This window comes from Legionella nautarum (assembly GCF_001467895.1).
Taxonomy (GTDB): Bacteria; Pseudomonadota; Gammaproteobacteria; order Legionellales; family Legionellaceae; genus Tatlockia; species Tatlockia nautarum.
This window is the reverse complement of sequence record NZ_LNYO01000024.1, coordinates 394,071-414,537: the sequence shown is the minus strand read 5'-3', so window position 1 is coordinate 414,537 and position 20,467 is coordinate 394,071. Positions and strand designations below refer to the sequence as shown.

The following is a 20,467-nucleotide window of genomic DNA, read 5'->3' as shown; positions in this document are numbered from 1 at the left end:
AGAATGGCCAAAATTTATTTTTCCTGATCGACAATTAAACTATAATTGGAATATCGCCGATTATCAGGTTTTGTATGTCAAGAATAAAAATAGCAATAATTATTTATTCATTAGGAAGCTATTTTCCCCCCAATCGATGTTTTTATGCAAAGAGGGTAGGGGCATTATGAGAAAATATCATGCGCCCAATAGCTTATTACCCTTTTATTTAGCGGAACAGAACCAAACAAATAATGCCAATAACCGCTATAACTTATGTTTTTCCTATCATTTAACCAGTGAAAGTCAAGTCAATGTATTGATAGAAATGTTGCAAAAGCTAATCAAATCGCAGGCGTATTTAAGGCAAACGTTTACCCTTGAAGCTGATACAGTAGTTGCACGTATCCATAGTGATTTACCGGCTAACATTCATTTTTTTTCATCGACAATTGCTGATCTTGATAAGCTTGAAAAAACACTAACTAATGAGCCTCATGATTTCGGAAAATATTCAGCGATTCGTTTGAACCTAATCAAAATAAATGAAGATGAGAGTTACCTTGCTTTTTTTAATATTCATCATATTCTGATGGATGGTTTTAGCCTTAAACAATTTATTAATGATTTAAATCAATTAATCGCAGGTCAACCTATTGTTTGTGAAAATGCCGAAACTTATCTATCAAGGGTAAAAAATGAGTTATCGTTGCAAGAAGGGATTGAGCATCCTGATTTAGAATCCTATCTTCAGGAAGTGGCTGATATCGCTAATCATATTGAATATCAACATTCGAATGTCAAGTCTGAGCTTTTATATTTTACTCAAGTTCTACCGCAAGATTTAAAGCAAAAATTAACGAATGCAAGTAAGAACACTAATCTGAGTATTTTTAATTTGTTGTTGTTAGCTTGGAGTACTTTTATAGCTAAACTTAGCAATCAAAACAATGTGTTAGTGAATTATCCAGTTAATATTCGCATCGATAAATCTATCCCTGGTTGTTTTATTAATTTAATTGTTTTGCCGTTGAGACTTAGACCCCAGGAAACTTATTTATCCCTGATTAAAGGGTTAAAAGCGAAACTGCCCTTTTACAAATTGCTTTCGCAGATTGAGCTAAGAAACCGAGTTCATTTTGCACCTATCTCGAGTTTTGCAAGTTCGAATTTTGCTAAACCAGGAAATATCTTTATGGATGACAAGTCGTTCCCAAGTAAAGCTTATCCTCAAATTGCGAATTCAAATTTAAGCATCAAATACAAAGAGGAAGAGGATTCATTGATATTCAGCCTAGATATTTTTTCAGATTTATTCCCAGCTTGTGTCACATCAACCCTCCTTCCTCGGTTTTTTAATTATTGTAATAAATTATTAGGTAATCCAGAACTTCCATGTTTAACCTTTGATTTAACTTTTGAGCGAGAAAAGAAGTTGATTTTGTCTGAGTTTAATCAGACTTTACAATCTTTTCCTCAAGGAAAAACGCTTCCCGATCTCTTCGAAGAGCAAGTCGAAAAAACACCGGAAAGAACGGCATTGGTATTTGAGGGAGTTAAACTCACCTATAACGAACTTAATCAAAAAGCCAATCGCTTGGCCCATTATCTAAGCGATCATTACCATGTCAAACCGGATGATTTAATTGCCTTATTATTGGAAAGAAACGAATACATCCTGATAGCTATTTTGGCTATTTTAAAAACAGGCGGAGCCTATGTACCCCTTGATTTAAGTTATCCTTCTGAACGTATTGAATATATTCTTGAGGATACAGAAGTTAAAATGGTTCTAACCAATGAAATACATCGCGATAAATTTTTACCCCTTTTAGATTATAGTGATTATGAATACCAAACAGCGCCGAATAGGGTCGATATTATTGCGATTGATAGTCAAAAAATTCAGGATGAGCTTAATGAATTCGAAATAACTAATGTCATTACAGCCGATACCAGTGCCAACCTAGCGTATGTCATTTATACCAGCGGCACTACAGGTAAACCTAAAGGGGTCATGATTGAACATAAAAATGTCATTAATACGCTTTGCGCGTTGGATAAGGTCTATCAGAAAAAAGAAGACGCGGATGAGCCCCTAAAAATCACAGCGTTCACCAGTTATGCCTTTGATGTCTCCGTTTCAGAGTTTTTTGTACCACTCTTGCGTGGAGATGAATTACATCTTTTGAGTAGTACCTTAAGAAGGGATATTTTAGCAACTAGTAAATACCTTTATGACAATAAAATAAATTACGTATATTTACCCCCTGTTTTATTAGCTAATTTACCGCGCATTAAATACCCTGATTTACTAGCAATTATTTATGCAGGGGAGCCTTGTGATAAGGAAACAGCTCATTATTGGTCCAATAAAATTAAACTGTTTAATTATTATGGGCCAACTGAGGCTTCAATCTATGCGACAGGAAAACAGATAGAAGTCGATGAAGTGAATTTAATCGGAAAACCCATCGCTAACACGACAGCTTATGTGCTAAATGCCGAAAAACAGCTTCTCCCTATTGGTATTGCCGGTGAGCTGTATCTAGGGGGCCAGGGGCTTGCAAAGGGGTACTTAAATAATCGCGAGCTAACTGCAGAACGGTTCATTTCTAATCCGTTCCAGACGGAGGAGGAAAAAATTCAAGGTATCAATAGCCGTCTTTATAAAACCGGCGATTTAGTTCGTTGGACCCCAGAGGGTAATTTGGAATATCTGGGACGCAATGATTTCCAAGTTAAAATAAGAGGGTATCGTATCGAATTGGGTGAAATTGAAAATGCGTTAATTAATTATCCGGATATAGACCAAGTCGTGGTGCTTGTGAGAAATCTTGCTACGCAAGAAGAAGCGACCAGTCATAAGATTTTAGTTGCTTATTATGTTGCTAAAGAAAAAATCAATCAGCAGAATCTAGAGGCGCATCTTGCTCTTCATTTACCTGATTATATGCATCCTATGGCGTTAATGCATTTAACTGAATTCCCAGTTACAGCCAACGGCAAGTTGGATAGAAATGCGCTGCCTATGCCGGAGTTAATGGTAGCCGATAACTATATTCCTCCAACCAATAATAAAGAAAAGAATGTTTGTGATTCCTTTGCAAAGGTGTTGGGTTTGTCCAAAGTAGGAATTGAGGATGATTTTTTTAAGATAGGCGGAAATTCTATTATGGCTATTAGCCTTGTTGCCAAATTACAAGTCAATTTTAATATCACCGTAATGGATATCTTTAATTTAAAAACGCCAAAAAAAATTGCCAAGAACATTCCTTTTATTAAAGATAATTTAAAACATCATTTAGAAAAAATTAGAGCGGATTATCAGTCAAAAACACTACTTATAGACGATGAAACGCATTTTCAAGAAAAATTAGATTACTATTTTGAAAGCATTCACCAGTTTGAGCTACCCTCTCTTAAAAATCCAATTAGCCATGTGTTACTCACGGGGGCTACGGGTTTTTTGGGGGCTAATTTATTAAATAGCTTATTAACGACAACGGATTACAGCCTTTTTTTGTTAGTCCGCGCTACTTCCGACGAAGAAGCCTTTGAGCGAGTCAGTAAAAAGTATGAGTACTATTTTGACAGTAGCTTACACCATTTTCATAATAAGCGTCTTTTTGTCTACGCAGGTGATATTGAGAAAAAAGACCTGGGGATTTCAAAAGAAATTTATCAAACACTTGTGACTCAAGTTGATAGTATCATTCATTCAGCAGCACTTACGAAGCATTATGGGATCTACGATACTTTTTACCTTGCGAATGTGCAGGCAACAATTCATCTTTTAGAGCTCTCTAAGTTAACTGAGCTGAAGTATTTTCACTACATTTCAACGACCTCCGTATTAAATGAAGGCTATGTTCCAAACTGTGGCCATTATGTTTTTACTGAAGAGGATGAAGGCGACAATTTGGAGGATCGCTCAAATATTTATGTCAAAACCAAATACGAGGGTGAAAAAATTGTTATTAAATATAGGAAACATGGCGTCATTAGTAACATTTATCGAGTAGGTAATTTAGCGTTTATGTTCTCAAACCAAAAGGCGCAAGAAAACAGTAGCGAAAATGGTTTTTTTACTCGGCTTTGCTGTTTAATTGATTTAAAAATGATTTCTCCCGAAATTGGAATAGAAGAAATATCGCCTGCTGATTTAACTGCACAAGCGATAGTAAAGCTGTTTGATCATGCAGGGCTTGACAATAAGACATTTCATGTATTTAACCCAACAACTTGTGACTTGAGTGCTATTCTTTCTGAAGAGGGTAGTTTTAATGTAGAACAAGTGCCGATTGAACAATTTATTACGATAATTATTAATCTGTTAGACAATCCTGATCATCACCAATCAATCGAACTTTTTTTACTCCACCGACGTTGGTTAAATGAACAACATGACTATTCAACCTCTTTTCGAATACTACAAGATAAAACACAAGCTATTTTAAAAAAATTAGGATTTGAATGGCCGAGACTTAATAAGGATATAGTAAGTAACTATTTAAAGAAGGAAATACAACGTGCAAAAGAAAGCAAAGATTCTTGAGCTCCTTAAAATAGTTGCTCCTATTCTTCCAGCCCCTATTTATTGGGAAGATGTAAACAGTGTGCTTTTAGGTGGAAACGAGGCTGTGTTTACTGCGACTGGAGCAATGTTAGCTGATGCTTATGTCGGAAAAACACTGTTTGAATTGTATCCTGCGGATATGGCAGCCCACATTAAACGGCACAATGAAGAAGTAATGCGAACCGGAAAAGTGCTTGCTCAAGAAGAGGCGATACGTGATATTGCAACGGGTGAGTTAAAATATTTTACTGCTATTAAAGCCCCTTTACGTGACGATGAGGGGAATATCATTGGTATTGTCGGAACCTCAATCGATATTACTGAGCAAAAAAAATTACTCAATGATTTAAAACGTGCCAAAGAAAATGCCGAATCAGCTAACCAGGCTAAAACCGAATTAATTGCTAATATGAGCCATGATATTCGCACGCCTTTGAGCGGAATTATTGGTATGTCTCGTTTTTTAGAAGAAAAAGCAGTTGATTTAGAAGAGAAGCAATATGCCTTGTGGGTTAATGAAAGTGGTGAGCAATTATTAAAACTGCTGAATGGTGTCCTTGATGTGATCTCTGCTGCTCATCTGTCCGAAGAAGATATTATGGCGAATTGTTTTAGCCTTCGTCAAAATATCGAAGATATTGTCCAGCTTGAAAGACCTACTATTCATGAAAAAAATCTAGAATTTAAAGTCGATATCGACAAAAGAATTCCTGATTACATTATTTGCGATCGCTTTAAATTGAATCGCATTTTACTTAATTTAATAGGGAATGCGATAAAATTTACACAAAAGGGCTATATAAAGCTTTCTATTAAACAAGTGAGGCATTCTGAAAAATCGGTGAAGTTAAAATTTAGCGTGAGAGATACTGGTCCTGGGATTCCATCTTCCTTGCAATCTAAAGTCTTTGAGCAATTTTATCGTATTAGTCCTTCTTATAAAGGTGATCACCACGGTCACGGTATCGGTCTCCATATTGCCGAGAAATATGTGACCTTGTTAGGCGGGCAAATTCAATTAGAAAGTGTTGAAGGAAAAGGGACAACATTCTTTTTTACTATTCCTTTAAGGATTGGGCAGAAAGATGCTATAGAAGATAGCCTTCCAACAACACAACCTAAAAAAGAAAAGAAAGCGGCTCAAATGATTTCTAAGCCTCATGTGAAGGAAGATTTACCTCCGATTTATTTGGATTCTACTGCAACACTCTTGTTAGTCGAGGATAATGAAATCGCTTTACGAATGATTGAAATGAATGCGAAAAAAAGCGGTTGCCATTATGTTTCAGCGACTAATGGAGAGGAAGCGCTTGAGTTAGCGAAATCTAAAAAGTTTGATTTAATTGTTACCGATATTGGTTTACCCGGTCTGTCAGGTAATGAATTAACTCGAAAAATTCGCCAATGGGAAAAAAATTTAAATAAAGAACCTATTCCCATAATTGGTTTAACTGCTCATGGCTTAACCGAAGCAAAAAATGAATCCCTTAACGCTGGGATGAACCAAGTCCTTTCTAAACCAATCAAATTATCTGTGTTGGAGTCTGTCCTCTTTCAATTTTTACCCCAGTTATTTAATAAAACGTCTGCAATAGAATCTGAAAAAACCGCATTAGGTGAAGATTTACCCGCTACAAAGGAGAAATTATTTGCCTTGGATTCCTATCCTTTGCTGGATAGTAAAGAAGGTATTTCTAATTTGGGTAATGAAAAGATTTTAAGGGATTTGCTTAACTCAATGATTTCACAAGAAATACCTTCTACATTAAAGCGTTTAGAAGAGGCCCATGCTAGGTTGGATTGGGCGCTGATTGAAAAGTTGGCTCATCATTTTAAAAGTGGTGCTCTTTATTGCGGCACAATTAGGTTAAAATATGCTTGCCAGTACGTTGAGCGATATCACAAAGCGGGTCATCGCGAGTTATTAGATAAACTTTACCATCAGCTGATTAAAGTCCTTCATGAAACCGAGGAACATATTCGGCACTGGTTACAGCAGAAATCCTAGATTTTACTTCTATTTTAAACGCTAGATTATCTACTAGTTTAAAAAGCAAGGATAAACATAAGATGAAAAAGACATGGTTTATAACGGGAGCATCCCGGGGCATTGGTGCAGAAATTGTAAAAAATTCATTGAGTGCGGGTGATAATGTTGTTGCTACGGCTCGCGATTCTGACAAACTAATTAGCTTGTTTGGGAGTTCTCCTCATTTACTTCCTTTATCACTTGATGTGACTAAAGAGGAGCAAATTCATTTTGCAGTCGATGCCGCCATCCAACAGTTTGGCCGCATCGATATACTTGTCAATAATGCAGGATATGGGCATCTCGGTGTTTTCGAAGAGTCTACCTCAAAAGAGGTTCGCGCTGAGTTTGATACCAATGTGTTTGGTCTCATGGATGTAACCAGAGCTGTGATCCCTTTTATGAGGGAGCAACGACAGGGACATATTTTAAATATTTCTTCGATTGCCGGTCTGCGCGGTAATTTTGGAGGTGCACTTTATAATTCCAGCAAGTTTGCTGTCGAAGGGTTTTCTCAGTCCATTGCCGAAGAGCTTGCCCCCTTTGGTATCCATGTCACCGCCATTTCGCCTGGATTTTTTAGAACAGATTTTCTTGATGCTCGTTCTGTAAAACATTTAACCCGATCTATTAGTGATTATGATTCGGTCATGCAGGACTATCATTCTTTTCTCACGGACCGCTCCCATCAACAACTAGGTGATCCACAAAAATTGGCAGATGTTATTAGGGAGTTAGTGGAAGTTAAAAATCCTCCCGTGTCCTTTGTAGCAGGATCTGATGCCGTAGAATGGCTTAAAAGTGTTATCGCTCAAAAGGAATTAGAACTTAAAGCATGGCAAGAGCTGTCTTTAAAGACAGATGGTGAGTGGTAATGGATTTAAATAAAGAAATTTACTACCAGCAGCTCAGACTGCCTGTTAATTGAGGAGCTCTTTGCTGTACTTGTTGAATCTGAGCCTCTAAATAGGCAAAACTTTGCTTCTTAATCTTTTACTAGTTAAAGCGAGGCTTGCCCCTTTAAACTCTTAAATTCAGAGTTGGATCGAACTTATACTATAATTTAAGCTGAAAATCATTTAATGAGTGCTGTGGTGTTTTATGCAAGAGCGAAAAGAACATAATGAACGGCAGGAATTAATGGAAAAACTGCTTGAGGATGCAAATATCCCTGCGTTATCGTTCTCTTGGAGTCAAAAAGGCACTCGCTATAGTGTCGCTTCTGGTAAGACTGACACATCAGCACCAAGGCCCGTAGATACAAATACTTTATTTCAAGCGGCATCCCTAAGTAAGCCTGTATCAGCGGCTATTGTTTTAGATTTGGTGGCTCAAGGTAAATGGGATTTAGATAAGCCGCTCTTTGAATACGACGAATCCTACGGTCCATTAGAACTTCGGCAACCCCCCTATGATGAAGATTATAAAAAACTTACAACTGCCATGATCATTGGACAATGCTCAGGTCTGGCAAACTTTGGCGAAGATGGTGATGATGGGAAAAAATTTATTGCAAAACCGAACACACGTTTTTGCTATTCAGGTGTGGCACTTGATTTTTTAAAGCAGGTTATTGAGAAAGAACTGAAAAAAGACTGGGAAGCAATTGCGCAAGATTTTTTCAAAAAAGCGGGTATGGAGAGTTCTACCTTTAAGAGACAGTTGCCAGGGGGGCTGCTCCATGATATTCCCCGAGACGTTGCAAGCGCGCATAAAATAGATTCCTCTAGTAGCGTTCTTGTCCCCTTACCACCTTTTCCAGACAGTTATCCTGGGATTCCTGCTGGCTCCTTACTGACAACCGCAAATGATTACATCAGTTTTCTCCAGTATTGTTTTAAAGAGGAGCCCCTTAAATCAAAACTGCTGAAAGCTGTTTTATCAACGCTTCCTGCAATTCCTTCGAAGGATCCAACCTCCCCGCCGACCTCACAGGTCCAATGGGGTTTGGGAATGGGGCTTTATAGGGACAATAATTCAAAAAAAATGATTGCCTTTCATTGGGGGAATAATACGGGTTCTATTTCATTTTGTGCTATGGATATAGCAACAGGTGATTCTGTGGTAAGTTTTGCAAATTCAACGAATGGACCTACTGTGTTTGAACAGGTAGCAGAGCCTATTGTTGGCCATATAAAACCATTATTTGAATGGCTAGCCCAGTATTGTGATTTTAAAGATAAGATAAGCTCAAACCCAGCAGCTATCGCAGAAACAGTTCGCTCTATTCACTCCTTAGCAAAAACAGACTCGGTAGAGGGTATAGAAATAACAAGCCGCTTTAAGCAAGGTGTGAAGCAATTACAAGACAGTGATATGACGCCAACTAATGCTGATTCCAAAACTTCTATGAACCCATGAGCAACTCGGTTTTGGTATGTATTTAAACAAATAAATCAATATGTAATCTATTGCTAAGAATCTCTTAATTATCTGCAAGTATAATTTGATCTGAATTTTATGCGCTCAGGCTGTTTATGAAAAAGACTATTAACTATGTATGGGTAGGCCAACCCACAAAAAATGATCCCACTGCCATTGCCGGTCATGATGTTGCAGGCCCTATTAAAATGGCTAGAGCATTAAAAATTCAGGCTGAAGAAGGTGAGGAAGTTAATCCCATCAAGTTCTGGTGTCTAGAAGAGCATACTGCATTCTACCAAAAGCAATTTGCGTTAGAAGAGGTTGATATAGAGGTTTGTTCTATTGAGGGATTGTTAAGAGAGGACAAGGAAGGACCTTTAGTAGAGTATGCGGAATGGATGCAGACGTTTATGGCTGAATCTTTAGAAGAACTATCTGGAAGAGTCGCATACAAAGATGTTTTTTCTTTATTTTTATTAGTTAGCCAAGGTGGCTATTTTTTTGATACCAATGTTTTTCCTAAAAAAGATAAGGTAATTAGTTTATTAGATGAACCCGTTGTAACTACAGCTAAATCAGGTTTTCAAGACTCTAATGATTTTTATATCATGTATTCGCCTGAGCCTATGAATACTGAAATGTTAAAGATCCTAGATGCCTGGATAGCTGATCCTCAATTTTGTAACCTAAGTGTGTTCAAAGTTACTGACGTCCCTTACCTTAATGAAGAAGAAATGGGAGTAAATAAGGTAAGCTATAAATCTTATTTTATGCAGGAGTCTCGAGGTTTATTTTATTGGTTTAATAGAAACTTTGATGAGTTTGCAGAGCATCTGAAATATGGAGATATTAATGAACAACGACCCTATACTTCCAGTGGAGTAGCCCTGCACGATTTTAGTTTGTGTTATTTGAAGCCTCCTATAACTGAAGAAAAATTATTGTCAATTCCATTCGCTACTAATGAAGCCTACGTATCCACCACAAAAAGAAACGCAGGTGAAATTTATTATGTTAACAAGAAAGAAAGAAGCGTTGCTCTTGTTTATGATGGGTTTTCTAATTTATTTGATTCCTTTCCCAAGAGTGAAACCATTTATCAAGCAGACCCTAGAAGTTTAGTAAAGATCTTAAGTTTTTTTAATTCTTTTAGAAATGATATCCATCCAGAATATATTATTAACACAGGAAACTGTACATTATTACATCATGCTGTGTTAAGTAAAAAAATTGACCATGTAAAATTGCTCATTCAATCAGGTGCTCGTCTCGATTTAGTGGCTACTTATGAAATGAAGCCCTCGGGTAAAATGTTAGAACTCACAGCAAGAGAGCTTGCCGAGTTTCTCAATTATGGAGAAATAGCTTCATTGTTACAGCACCATGAAGAAATAGCCCGTACAAAGATACAAGGAATGGAGAATAGCGACGAAGAGGTTTTATCAAAAGAGAAAGAAGAAGAGAAAGATACTTCGGAAACGCCCAACTTATTTGGTTTTTTCAAACCTAATAATTCGGAACCCACCTTCTTGGGAGAAAACAGCCAGGCAAGTAAAACTGCAGGGACCCACGCCGCTGGGCAGCAGCGCTAAGAGATTGAGCTATTTCAAGTCAATAGTTAGGCCGCTTTAGAATACTGTGTTGATTAGAGTATCTTTAATCAACCATTGTTGTACTAATTCAATTTCATCTTTTTTCATCAATGAAACAGGATGGCCAATACCCGTGAAACTGACTGTTTTTAAAGTGGTTTTCAACTGTTGCATTTTTACTACTGTAGCATCCGATAAGACATCGGATAATGATGCATGCAGTAATAAGGTTGGACATTGAATCTTACTCCATAAACCCCACTGCGGCGTGTTATTTTTGGTCGCTAAGATGACATTATCAATTATTTTAGGATCGTAAGATAATTGATACTGCTGATTCGGATTTTTCCAAACTCCATAGGCCGCAAGCTGTTGCCATTGTTCGGGGCTTAATTGCGCAAAACTTGAGTAGGTTTCTTTTAAATAGATTTCTACCTCCTCCAGTGTTGTAAAAGAGTGCTTACTTCCTTCTTTACCATACTCAACAATTCGCTCTAAGGCTTTTGTGTCAACGAAAGGTCCAATGTCATTGAGCACTAATTTTTTAATAGGTGAATGTTTCATCGCCGCCATCACCATACCAATAAGCCCCCCCATAGAGGTACCTATATAGTCAATTTCTGTTACACCCAGCTGAGCTAATAAAATGGTGATATCAGAGAGGTAAGTTGTAATGGAATAGTCTTCTGGCTTACTTAATCTATCGCTTAAGCCCCGTCCAACTATATCAGGACAAATCACGCGATAATGAGATGATAGAGCTTGAGCTAAGTCATCAAAATCCCGAGCATTACGAAATAGACCATGAACACAGAGCAACACTTTAGAATTGCTAGAGTCGCCCCATTCATAATAAACCATCTTATGAAAAGCCTGGCTATCTATTCCCATCACTTGATGTTTTTGCATAACCTACCGACTCTTTCTGGGGTATATTATTCTTCATTATAGAGCATCGAGTTATTTTTTTAAAAGATAGTTATTTCGAGTAAATGTTACATTAGTGTTGCCATCCCTTTTTCCGCACTATTTACTCTAGTATTTTTTTTGACGATAATGTATTGGTTTTATTTAAATAACGAGCATGTAACTATTTGTTATGTTTTCCTCCTCTTATGGTGTTTATTTTTTTCATAGTAACAACCCTGCGGTTACTGTAATAACTCATCCAACTATTTCCTTAGTAAAATATTTTGGTGTACGGGATGAATCATTGAGACTACCGACCCGATCTAGTTTTGCTTTATCATTGATGAATCTTTTTACTAAGACTACGGTTTCATTTAATCATGGAGAAAATAAAGATAAGATTTTAATTGAAAATTATGAGGATGAAGCAGGGATCGAAATGGTAATGGCCTTTATTCAACAATTTCGAAAACTGTATCAGATTCAAAAATATTTCAATGTAAAATCAAAAAATAATTTTCCAACGGCAAGTGGACTAGCGAGTAGCGGTAGCGGTTTTGCTGCGTTAAGTATCGCCTTAGCTGAACTTTGTCAGTTAAATCTCTCAAGAAAAGAGTTGGCTGCACTCGCTCGCTTGGGTTCAGGTTCTGCTACCCGTTCGATTTATGGTGGTATGGTATTTTGGCACAGTGGAGAAGATGCAAAGGGTAAAGATTGTTTTGCAGAAACTATTTTTCCCGCTGATCATTGGCCCGAATTAAGAATGATAGTAATTGTCATTTCAGAACAACCAAAATCGTTAAGCACTCGCAACGCTGGAAAAATGATAGTAAAAAGTCCAGCTTATCAGGGTTGGGTAGACGCAGCTGAAAAAAGGATTAACTCATTGATCGCTGCGATACAAGATAAAGAAATTGAGCTTGTAGGAAGCATCATGGAACAAGATTGTTTAGAGATGCACCATTGTTTAAAACAAGTGGGCATAAGCTATCATACAGAGGAAAGTAATCAGGTAATGACTATTATTAGAGGTCTACGTGAGGAAAAAATTGACTGCTATTTTACCTCGGATGCTGGCCCACAAATTAAAGTTTTGTGTTTAGAACATCAGGTTGATTTAATTATAAATCGTATCAAAGAGGATTTTCCAAATATAAGATGCCTGGTTTCGAATATTGGAAATGATCCCATCGTTAAAAAATCACTGATAAACAATAGCAATGAATGCGAACCAGATCCTTTTAGTGCAAAATTATAAATAGGCTCTCTTAGAATCGCTGATACGTCTGATTAGACAAACAAAAGTTCAGGTATGAGCATGAAAGAGAGAGAGCAAAGCAAAATTTGCTAAGCAGAAAGAAGCTACTATACGTAAAAATATAAACATGAATAATCGTATATCAGGAGGTTAAATTTTGGCTTGTGGTAACAAAAAAACCAGATCATCAAATATTGACTTTCCCAATACAATAAAACAGGGATGACAACAAGAGCGGATCGAGAGCACTATTTAATCCTAAAATTAATTTCAATTAAGTTCTCTTGCTGGGCGATTGATGAAAGTTTAGTTTTTTAACCCTATGAATCAAGCTAATATTGTGGGATAATTATTAGCCAACTGCGACAATATTTGCCTATTTGTATGAAAATAAAAGCAATTTTCTTTATGATCTCTATTTTTTTCCCGACTGTTTTATTTGCTAGTACTGCAACTTGTCCTTTAGTAAACGGGATCAATGTACACACCACAAAGCGAATTTTAAATATTTGTAAACAAGGGGCTGTTATTAAGAGCTTTAGGGTAGCTATCGGCTACAAAGGTGTCGGTAAAAAACGAGCGGGTGATAATAAAACGCCAATTGGTTTGTATCGTTTGGCTTATCCAAGAAAGTCCACTAAATTTAAAGTCTTTATTCCAATCCTTTATCCGACTTCAAAGCAATTAGCGGCAGGTTATACAGGTAGAGATGTTGGAATCCATGGGCCAGCTCAGTCAGCTAGTCTGTTTAATTGGTTAAACAACTTACCTTACTCAACGCGAGGATGCATTGCTGTTGGCAAAAATAACTATATTGAATATGTCGCTAATTGGGTAAAAGCCAATCCTGGGACTAAGGTTTTAATTATTTAGATTTAGACGAGCTCCTCCTTATTTAATTGGAAAATCCTTTTGAGAGCGATTTTTTAGAAAAATTTCACAATCTTCTGCCCTGATAGGATGGGAATAATAAAACCCTTGGATACCATCAATGCCATTATTCTGCAGGAGTTTTAATTGCTGTTCATTTTCAACTCCTTCAGCGACAACTTTGATATTTAATTTATGGGCGATAGTTGTAATTGCATTAATAATTGTTTGATCAAGATAATCGCTATGGCAGTTGTCAATAAAAGCCTTATCAATTTTTATTTTTCTGACAGGTAAGTGTTTTAAATAGGATAGGCTGGAATAGCCAGTGCCAAAGTCATCGATGACTAGATGCACACCCATTTCACGTAAGGTATCAATTTCATTATATAATTTGTCATTGTATTCAATGAAAATAGTTTCAGTAATTTCTAACTCAATAGCTGATGCGCTTAATTCTGTTTCCGCCAAAACCTTAGCGATAATCTTGCTCAGAGAATGGCGAAGAAATTGTATCGTTGAAATATTAATAGCAATAGGGCCGAAAAAGATTTTCTTGTCAGACCAACGTTTCGCTTGTTGGCATACCTGCCTAATGATCCATTCACTGACGGGAATTAGTAAAGAGCTTTTTTCTAAGGTGTAGATAAAGTCCCCGGCCTCTAAAATGCCTTTTGTAGGATGGTTCCAACGTAATAACGATTCAAGCCCGATGATTTGCCCTGTCAAAGTATCACCTACAGGTTGATACATTAAAAAGAATTCCTGTTTATCAAAAGCGCGCTGTAATTCTTTACCTAGGCCATGAGTTTGTTGATATTCTTCATAAAGTGCTGTCGAATAATAATGAAATTGGTTCCGGCCCTTTTCTTTGGCCTGATAAAGTGCCGTATCGGCCAGTTTAAGTAGGGTTGCAATATCATGGCCATCTTTAGGGAACATACTAATTCCCATACTTGAGGTAATTTGGATGAGATGCTCATCAATTGGAACGGGTTTGGAAATCTCTTGAAATAAACGCTCAACAATGGCTGTCACTTGATCAACAGAAATAATATTCGCTAATACAACGGTAAACTCATCCCCTCCTAAGCGAGCTGCGATATCTCCTTCACGCAGACAAGAATTGAGGGTCTTCGCCACATGAACCAGCAATTGATCACCGTTATCGTGGCCTAGGGTATCATTGATAACCTTAAAGTAATCAATATCTAAAAAGAGGAGCGCTATTTTGGTTTGGGTATGACTGACTTGTACAATGGTTTGTTGAAATATTTCATACAACATGTTTCGATTGGCTAACCCTGTTAAAGGATCATGGGTGGCTTGATAGTAAAGCTTTGCATTTTCAAGAGAGGTCATTGCTTGTGAAGCTAATAATTTTAGGCTGTCTAGATGGCTGGGGGTAAAGGCGTAACTATTACTATTGTTTTCCAAATACAAGATACGAGATAAATTACCTTTATAAAATAAAGGCATCATTAAAAGTGAGCGTGGATTTTCTTGCTGGACGTAAGGATCATGTAGGGTAAGTTCAGATTGGATAGCGTCATTTAAAATGATAGGTTTTTGGGTGCGTTGAACGTAATTTAGGATAGAAAACGGGTAGTTTATTTGCGGTTTATCAGCGAAGGAACTATTAATATAAATGCATTGTTGTTCAGGTGTTCCTTCGGCCTCAACTATCCATTTATCATGCTCCTTCGATAAGATAATACTTCGTTGCGCACCTGCGTTTTCTATGACAATAACTAAAAATTTCTTCAACAGTTTATCAAGACGAATTTCACTTGAGATCACTTGAGTAAATTTCAACACGGATAAAATATCTAAACTTGGTGTTTTTTCTTTGGAGGGGCTTTCTAGAGGGTTATAACCCGTTAAAAGATTCTTATCAAAAGTCATTTTAAGATAAGTTTTTTCTAATAATTTAACCTTGGAATTTAAACCCCAATCACTATAATAGCGATAGGCCATATCGAAATATAATTTTGCGACCCTATTAATCTTATCTTTAAGGCAAAAATTGCCAGCTCTTTCGCTGGCTATTGCAGCAATTAAAGTCAAACCACGTGAACGGGCTTCTTCTATTGCTTCCTCATAGATTGAAAGAGTATTAACTTGATTTTGCAAGCCAGAAAATTCAGCTTGTATTAATAAGGAATGCGCCTTGAAGTTTGTAGGGCACCATTTGGCTATTTTTTCAACAAATGAATTCAGTTTCTTTAATTTTTTCAAATAAATTTTCTTGTTATTTCTTGGATGATTTTCAAGCTGGCAGAATAAGGAGAGAGTAAAATAAAATTTACCGTCAAAATTAGAGATTAAACCTTTGTTATAATCAGAGTAAATTTCATGATTCTCTCCAGCTTTTACTGCTTCTTCAAAATTTCCCAATAAGAAATTTAAAAGGGTTAAACTGCTATAAAAGAAAGCTAATTCAGTTTTGTTTTTATCCTTTATAATTTCTACTTCAAAACTGGATATCCGCTGCTTATTTGCTAATCCCGGATTTTCTAGGCATTGGGTCAAGTAATCCCAAAATCGAATGATATTGTTAAAATCAGAAATCTTCACTCTTGCAATAAATAGCAAAGCTGATTGAACATTTTTTCTAATATTGTTCAGTGAGTTACCAAATGAGAGTGAATGGAAAATTAGGAGTAAGTTACTGTAATTAGAGTAAATTAAATCGCCGACTTCACAGCAAAGTCTAAATGCTTTTATCACAATATTATTACAGGCGATAATTTCTTTCTGATAAGGTTCAATAAATGCACCTAATGCAAATTGATTTCTCCCTTCAAAATTTGATGCGCCGTATTTTTTCTTTAACTTATTGTAAAGTTTTACAAATGAAATGGCATCCTCATATAAATTCAGTGAATGCATAATGATAAAAGCATAAACTGGAATAGAAGTTGAGGTGCTTTCTGTGTAACCATGCCGCAAACTTAAGCTAATATGTTTACAAGTTAAAATAACAAATAGAGTTTGATTATTAATGAAAGCGCTACCCAGTAACTGAGTTATTAAATCCACTATCGCTATCTGTTTTAAATCCTTCATCGGAGGGAGGTCGATATCCTCAATTTTAGTTTTTATCAAATGAATTTTTATCTTTCCAATAGCAGCCAAGATATGAATTTTTCGCGGTCTTTTAGGTAATTTTATTCCAAAATTTTTCAGAGCATTTAAGCCTATTTTTAATGCCTCATCATGCTTTGATAAGGCCGATAGCATTTCAATTTTAAGGCGATAAATTTCCAGTTTATCCAATGAATTTGTGGCTTGTTCTAAAAGTTTAGAAAAATAACAATCTGCTTGGGTAAAATCTCCAATTAAATATTTACAAACTGCTAACTCCTTATAAAGTTGGAAAGCCAAGTCATAATCTTTTTCCCAATTAGCGGGCTCTAGTAATTCAACGCCTGCTGATAGATGCTCATCCGCTGCATAATAAGCTGAGGCCAACTTTGCTTTTTGACCCGCCCAATAATTGTATTTAGCTAATTGCAATCTTTCAGTTCTATCATCAATCAAAGGAAGACTTTTGTTAAAATGTTCCATGATCTTAAAAAGATGCTCATCCTGTTTGGTCAATTGCTTTTCTTCTAATAGAAATCGACCAATTTTAAGATGAATAAAGGGTCTTTCGCTCTCGTCGATTAAGGCATAGGTTGCTTGTTGAATTCTGTCATGAGAAAAGCGGTAATGTAGAGAGCGCATATCAAATTCAGTGTCCACTTTTTTTAAACCGATTAAACCAATTGTTTTGTAACTTTCATCAAGTGGATAGATTAAATTTGCTTTAATGGCTTGCCATAATTGTTCAGCTGTTTTGCTGATTGTTTGTCTGGTAATGCTTTGTAATGTTTTAAAATCAAACTCATGTCCAAAACAGGAGCCTAACTTTAAAGTTTCTTGAGTTGATTTGGGCAGTAAGTGAATTTTTTCTGTAAGTAAATTTATTACGTTATCGGTGGCGTTTTGGTATTTAATCTTCGCTAAATCCCATTCCCATGAGCCTAGTTCATAGGAGAAAAAAAGTAGGTTTTGTTGATAAATTATTTTAATGAATTCATTAATAAAGAAAGGGTTTCCCTGAGTTTTATCATAAATGCAAGTGGCAAAATCTTCAATTTTTTCTAAGGGACTAGAAAAGGTATCATGTAAAAGCTGTTGGATATCCTTTAACTGGAGTGGCTCTAATATAATGTTATTAAATTCAATATCATTTTTAGTTAAATCATTAATGCTTAATTGGAGAGGATGGGTATCATCAATTTCATTATCTCGATATGCTCCAATAATAAGTAAGTAATTTGTTTCTCTATCTTGTAATAAATTTTCGATAAAATTAAGCGAGGAATTATCAGCCCATTGTAAATCGTCCAGAAACATTACTAAGGGGTGATCTATTTGAGCAAATACGCGTACAAAATTTTGAAAGGCTAGATTAAAACGAATTTGCGCATCTGTAGGATTAAGCGTTCGAACTGGTGGTTGTTTGCCGATAATTAACTCTACTTCTGGAATAACATCGATGACAACTTGACCTACATTGCCTAAAGAATTAACAAGATTTTGTTTAATTTTTTCCAACCTATCTTCACTTTCTGAGAGCACTTGTTTCACGAGGTTTTGAAAAGCAGCAACAATAGCACCGTAAGGCAGACTACGTTGTAATTGATCAAATTTGCCTTGAATATAATAGCCTCGATGTTGGACAATCGGTTTGTGTACCTCTTTAACGAGAGAGGTTTTACCTATTCCTGAATAACCGGCAATAAAAACCATCTCTTTAGTGCCGCGACTCACACGATTAAAAGCCGTCATTAATTGGGAAACTTGTTGCTCACGACCGTAGAGATTGCGAGAAATACTTAAATGATCTCGGATGTCATTTGAGCCAAGACAGAACTCACGAATGTCGCCATTATCCTGCCACTGTTTATAACACTCTTGTAGATCAGATTTTAAGCCGACAATACTGGAATAGCGCTCTTCAGGCATTTTTCCTAATAATTTATCGATAATGGCTGCCAACATTTTTGGTACATCGGGCCTAACTAGCAAGACAGTTGGAGGCTTTTTAGCAATGTGACAATGAACTAATTCAAGAGTATCAACTGTCTGAAAGGGCAATTGATTGGTCAACATCTCATAAAAGGTTATACCTAGAGAATAAAAATCGGTTCGATAATCAACTGGACGGTTTATGCGCCCGGTTTGTTCAGGAGAAATATAAGCTAATCCATTTTCAAACTCATTTAATTTCAGGTAATCAAAGGTTTCTTCAGAAAGTTTAGTAGAGGCACTTAAATCAACTAATTTAAGAATTAATTTTTCAGGGTTAATAACAATATTAGAGGGGTTAATCTCCTTATGGACAATATTGCGTTGGTGTAATTCACCTACAATATGGACTAATTGTAAGGCCAGATTAAAAAAATCACCGATTTCTAACCGATGAAGTAGCAAATAAGAAGTTAATAATTGACCCTCAACATCCTCGAGAACTAAAACCGGTGCAGGTGTATTTTGCAAAAAATCATAGGCTTTAATAATTGTGGGCGTTTCAATCATGTTCAACAATTGGTATTCATGTTGGAGAATGGCTAAATTTTCAGAGCTCATATGAGGACTATTAGGTGTTTTTAATAGAACTTTCCGTTTATCCTTAAGACGCATGCCATAATAAGTATCAATATTATGGTTATGCCGCATCTTCTCTTGTAAGGCATATCCTGATATCGAAATCATTAGCGCGTTCTCTTTTTAATAGATAGCTTATTAAAGTAAAGGAAGATCCTGCCTCTATTATTCAAGTATAGAATAGATTGACATTTAGCAGGTTAAATAATAGACAAGTACTTATAGTTGCTCTACCTTGTATATTGGTTGATATTGCAGTGGCACAGCGATGTGCAAAACTTCATACTCCTGATCGCCGTGCTGAAAGAGATGCATTGATAGCGGCTACAGCTTTGGTTCATGGGTTTGTGGTAGTAACACGAAAGATAAAAGATTTTGAAGGCGCTGGCATACAATTACCTAATCCTTGGGATATTACAAACTAAAGCCTGTCTCCACCATATCTTTTTGAGCGTTGTTAGTTGTTAGGATTTTATGGCAGTATACTGCTTAAGAGTAAATGGTGTTTTAAGCACAAAAGGAATGGTTTTCTTATGCATCTTGATTTAATTAATATTATCTTTTTAATTGCCGCAACGCTGGTATCATTATCTTATTTTTTTACAGATATTCTTCTTTTGCGCTTATTGTCTATTTTAGGGGCAGTGGGATACCTTTTTGGTGGATCGATTGCAGGTCTCGATAAGCCTGGTATGCTCACGATCGTTCTTTTTTCCCTAATTAATTTTGCTATTAATGCTATTCAAAGTATTCGAATTGTATTGGCTCGAATCCCTATTTTTTTGCCGAATGAACTCAAAGATATTTATACAAAAACTTTTGACATAATGACACCCAATGAGTTTTTAAGAATATATAAATTAAGCAAGACAGCCAGTGTAAAGCAGGGTGAACAAATTACTATTCAAGATAAACCTGTAGAGAGCTTAATCTTATTGAAAGAGGGCAGGACTGATATCATAGAAGATAAGCAGATTATTACCTCATTAAGCGCTGGATTTTTTGTGGGGGAAATGAGTTTTTTAACAGGTCAAATGGCAAATGCAACAGTGACTGTGGCAAGCGATACAGTGGATTATCTTGTTTGGGATAAAAAGAAGTTAGATCAACTTAAAATTAAAGATCCGGATCTTTATGAAAAACTTGAACATACCATATCCATTAATCTAATTAGAAAAATTAGCAAACAAGTTCACCGGGCCAAGGGCGTTCCTTTACCATCAAGTTAA

The 20,467-nt window shown here is 36.2% G+C and carries 11 protein-coding genes; 9 read left to right on the top strand and 2 right to left on the bottom strand.

The window, feature by feature from the left end:
* The first annotated feature begins 166 nt into the window (after nucleotides 1-166).
* The 5 genes from Lnau_RS13575 (at nucleotide 167) to Lnau_RS13555 (ending at nucleotide 10,543) form a co-directional block, all read left to right on the top strand.
* Nucleotides 167-4,537 carry a non-ribosomal peptide synthetase gene (locus Lnau_RS13575; protein WP_162263206.1) on the top strand — a complete coding sequence of 1,457 codons (4,371 nt, stop codon included), beginning with the start codon at nucleotides 167-169 and terminating at the stop codon, nucleotides 4,535-4,537.
* Complete coding sequence (locus Lnau_RS13570; protein WP_058505672.1) at nucleotides 4,512-6,566, top strand: PAS domain-containing hybrid sensor histidine kinase/response regulator; 2,055 nt, start codon at nucleotides 4,512-4,514, stop codon at nucleotides 6,564-6,566. The genes Lnau_RS13575 and Lnau_RS13570 overlap by 26 nt, the downstream gene beginning before the upstream one ends.
* Before the next feature lie 62 nt (nucleotides 6,567-6,628).
* Nucleotides 6,629-7,462, top strand: coding sequence for an oxidoreductase (locus tag Lnau_RS13565; protein WP_058505671.1), 834 nt, complete (start codon nucleotides 6,629-6,631; stop codon nucleotides 7,460-7,462).
* Between the two features lie 226 nt (nucleotides 7,463-7,688).
* Nucleotides 7,689-8,948 (top strand): serine hydrolase domain-containing protein, encoded by a 1,260-nt coding sequence (locus Lnau_RS13560; RefSeq protein WP_058505670.1) that lies wholly within the window; start codon nucleotides 7,689-7,691, stop codon nucleotides 8,946-8,948.
* Between the two features lie 116 nt (nucleotides 8,949-9,064).
* Nucleotides 9,065-10,543: a hypothetical protein gene (locus tag Lnau_RS13555; protein WP_058505669.1), complete on the top strand. Its 1,479-nt coding sequence runs from the start codon at nucleotides 9,065-9,067 to the stop codon at nucleotides 10,541-10,543.
* Nucleotides 10,544-10,579: 36 nt separating this feature from the next.
* On the opposite strand, the gene Lnau_RS13550 is transcribed toward Lnau_RS13555, so the two are convergent.
* A complete protein-coding gene (locus tag Lnau_RS13550; protein ID WP_058505668.1) occupies nucleotides 10,580-11,452 on the bottom strand; it encodes an alpha/beta fold hydrolase in 873 nt (290 codons plus the stop codon).
* Between the two features lie 190 nt (nucleotides 11,453-11,642).
* Between Lnau_RS13550 and mvaD the strand changes: the two genes are divergently transcribed.
* Nucleotides 11,643-12,710 carry a diphosphomevalonate decarboxylase gene (mvaD, locus tag Lnau_RS13545; protein WP_058505667.1) on the top strand — a complete coding sequence of 356 codons (1,068 nt, stop codon included), beginning with the start codon at nucleotides 11,643-11,645 and terminating at the stop codon, nucleotides 12,708-12,710.
* Nucleotides 12,711-13,094: 384 nt separating this feature from the next.
* A complete protein-coding gene (locus tag Lnau_RS13540; protein WP_058505666.1) occupies nucleotides 13,095-13,583 on the top strand; it encodes a L,D-transpeptidase family protein in 489 nt (162 codons plus the stop codon).
* A gap of 18 nt (nucleotides 13,584-13,601) precedes the next feature.
* Here Lnau_RS13540 and Lnau_RS13535 read toward each other — a convergent pair whose 3' ends face one another.
* Entirely contained in the window at nucleotides 13,602-19,346 is a 5,745-nt protein-coding gene (locus Lnau_RS13535; RefSeq protein ID WP_058505665.1) for an EAL domain-containing protein, read from the bottom strand.
* Nucleotides 19,347-19,495: 149 nt separating this feature from the next.
* Here Lnau_RS13535 and Lnau_RS13530 point away from each other — a divergent pair, with 149 nt between their 5' ends.
* Nucleotides 19,496-19,663 carry a PIN domain-containing protein gene (locus tag Lnau_RS13530; RefSeq protein WP_202972585.1) on the top strand — a complete coding sequence of 56 codons (168 nt, stop codon included), beginning with the start codon at nucleotides 19,496-19,498 and terminating at the stop codon, nucleotides 19,661-19,663.
* 108 nt (nucleotides 19,664-19,771) lie between these two features.
* The gene (locus Lnau_RS13525) at nucleotides 19,772-20,467 is read left to right on the top strand and encodes a Crp/Fnr family transcriptional regulator (protein ID WP_058505664.1); all 696 of its coding nucleotides are present in this window, start codon (nucleotides 19,772-19,774) and stop codon (nucleotides 20,465-20,467) included.

What these genes read in the sequence shown, in the direction of transcription:
- Lnau_RS13550 (WP_058505668.1), bottom strand. Translation starts at nt 11,452, where the DNA reads ATGCAAAAACATCAAGTGATGGGAATAGATAGCCAGGCTTTTCATAAG.
- Lnau_RS13540 (WP_058505666.1), top strand. Translation starts at nt 13,095, where the DNA reads ATGAAAATAAAAGCAATTTTCTTTATGATCTCTATTTTTTTCCCGACT.
- Lnau_RS13525 (WP_058505664.1), top strand. Translation starts at nt 19,772, where the DNA reads ATGCATCTTGATTTAATTAATATTATCTTTTTAATTGCCGCAACGCTG.
- mvaD (WP_058505667.1), top strand. Translation starts at nt 11,643, where the DNA reads ATGTTTTCCTCCTCTTATGGTGTTTATTTTTTTCATAGTAACAACCCT.
- Lnau_RS13555 (WP_058505669.1), top strand. Translation starts at nt 9,065, where the DNA reads ATGAAAAAGACTATTAACTATGTATGGGTAGGCCAACCCACAAAAAAT.
- Lnau_RS13575 (WP_162263206.1), top strand. Translation starts at nt 167, where the DNA reads ATGAGAAAATATCATGCGCCCAATAGCTTATTACCCTTTTATTTAGCG.
- Lnau_RS13565 (WP_058505671.1), top strand. Translation starts at nt 6,629, where the DNA reads ATGAAAAAGACATGGTTTATAACGGGAGCATCCCGGGGCATTGGTGCA.
- Lnau_RS13535 (WP_058505665.1), bottom strand. Translation starts at nt 19,346, where the DNA reads ATGATTTCGATATCAGGATATGCCTTACAAGAGAAGATGCGGCATAAC.
- Lnau_RS13560 (WP_058505670.1), top strand. Translation starts at nt 7,689, where the DNA reads ATGCAAGAGCGAAAAGAACATAATGAACGGCAGGAATTAATGGAAAAA.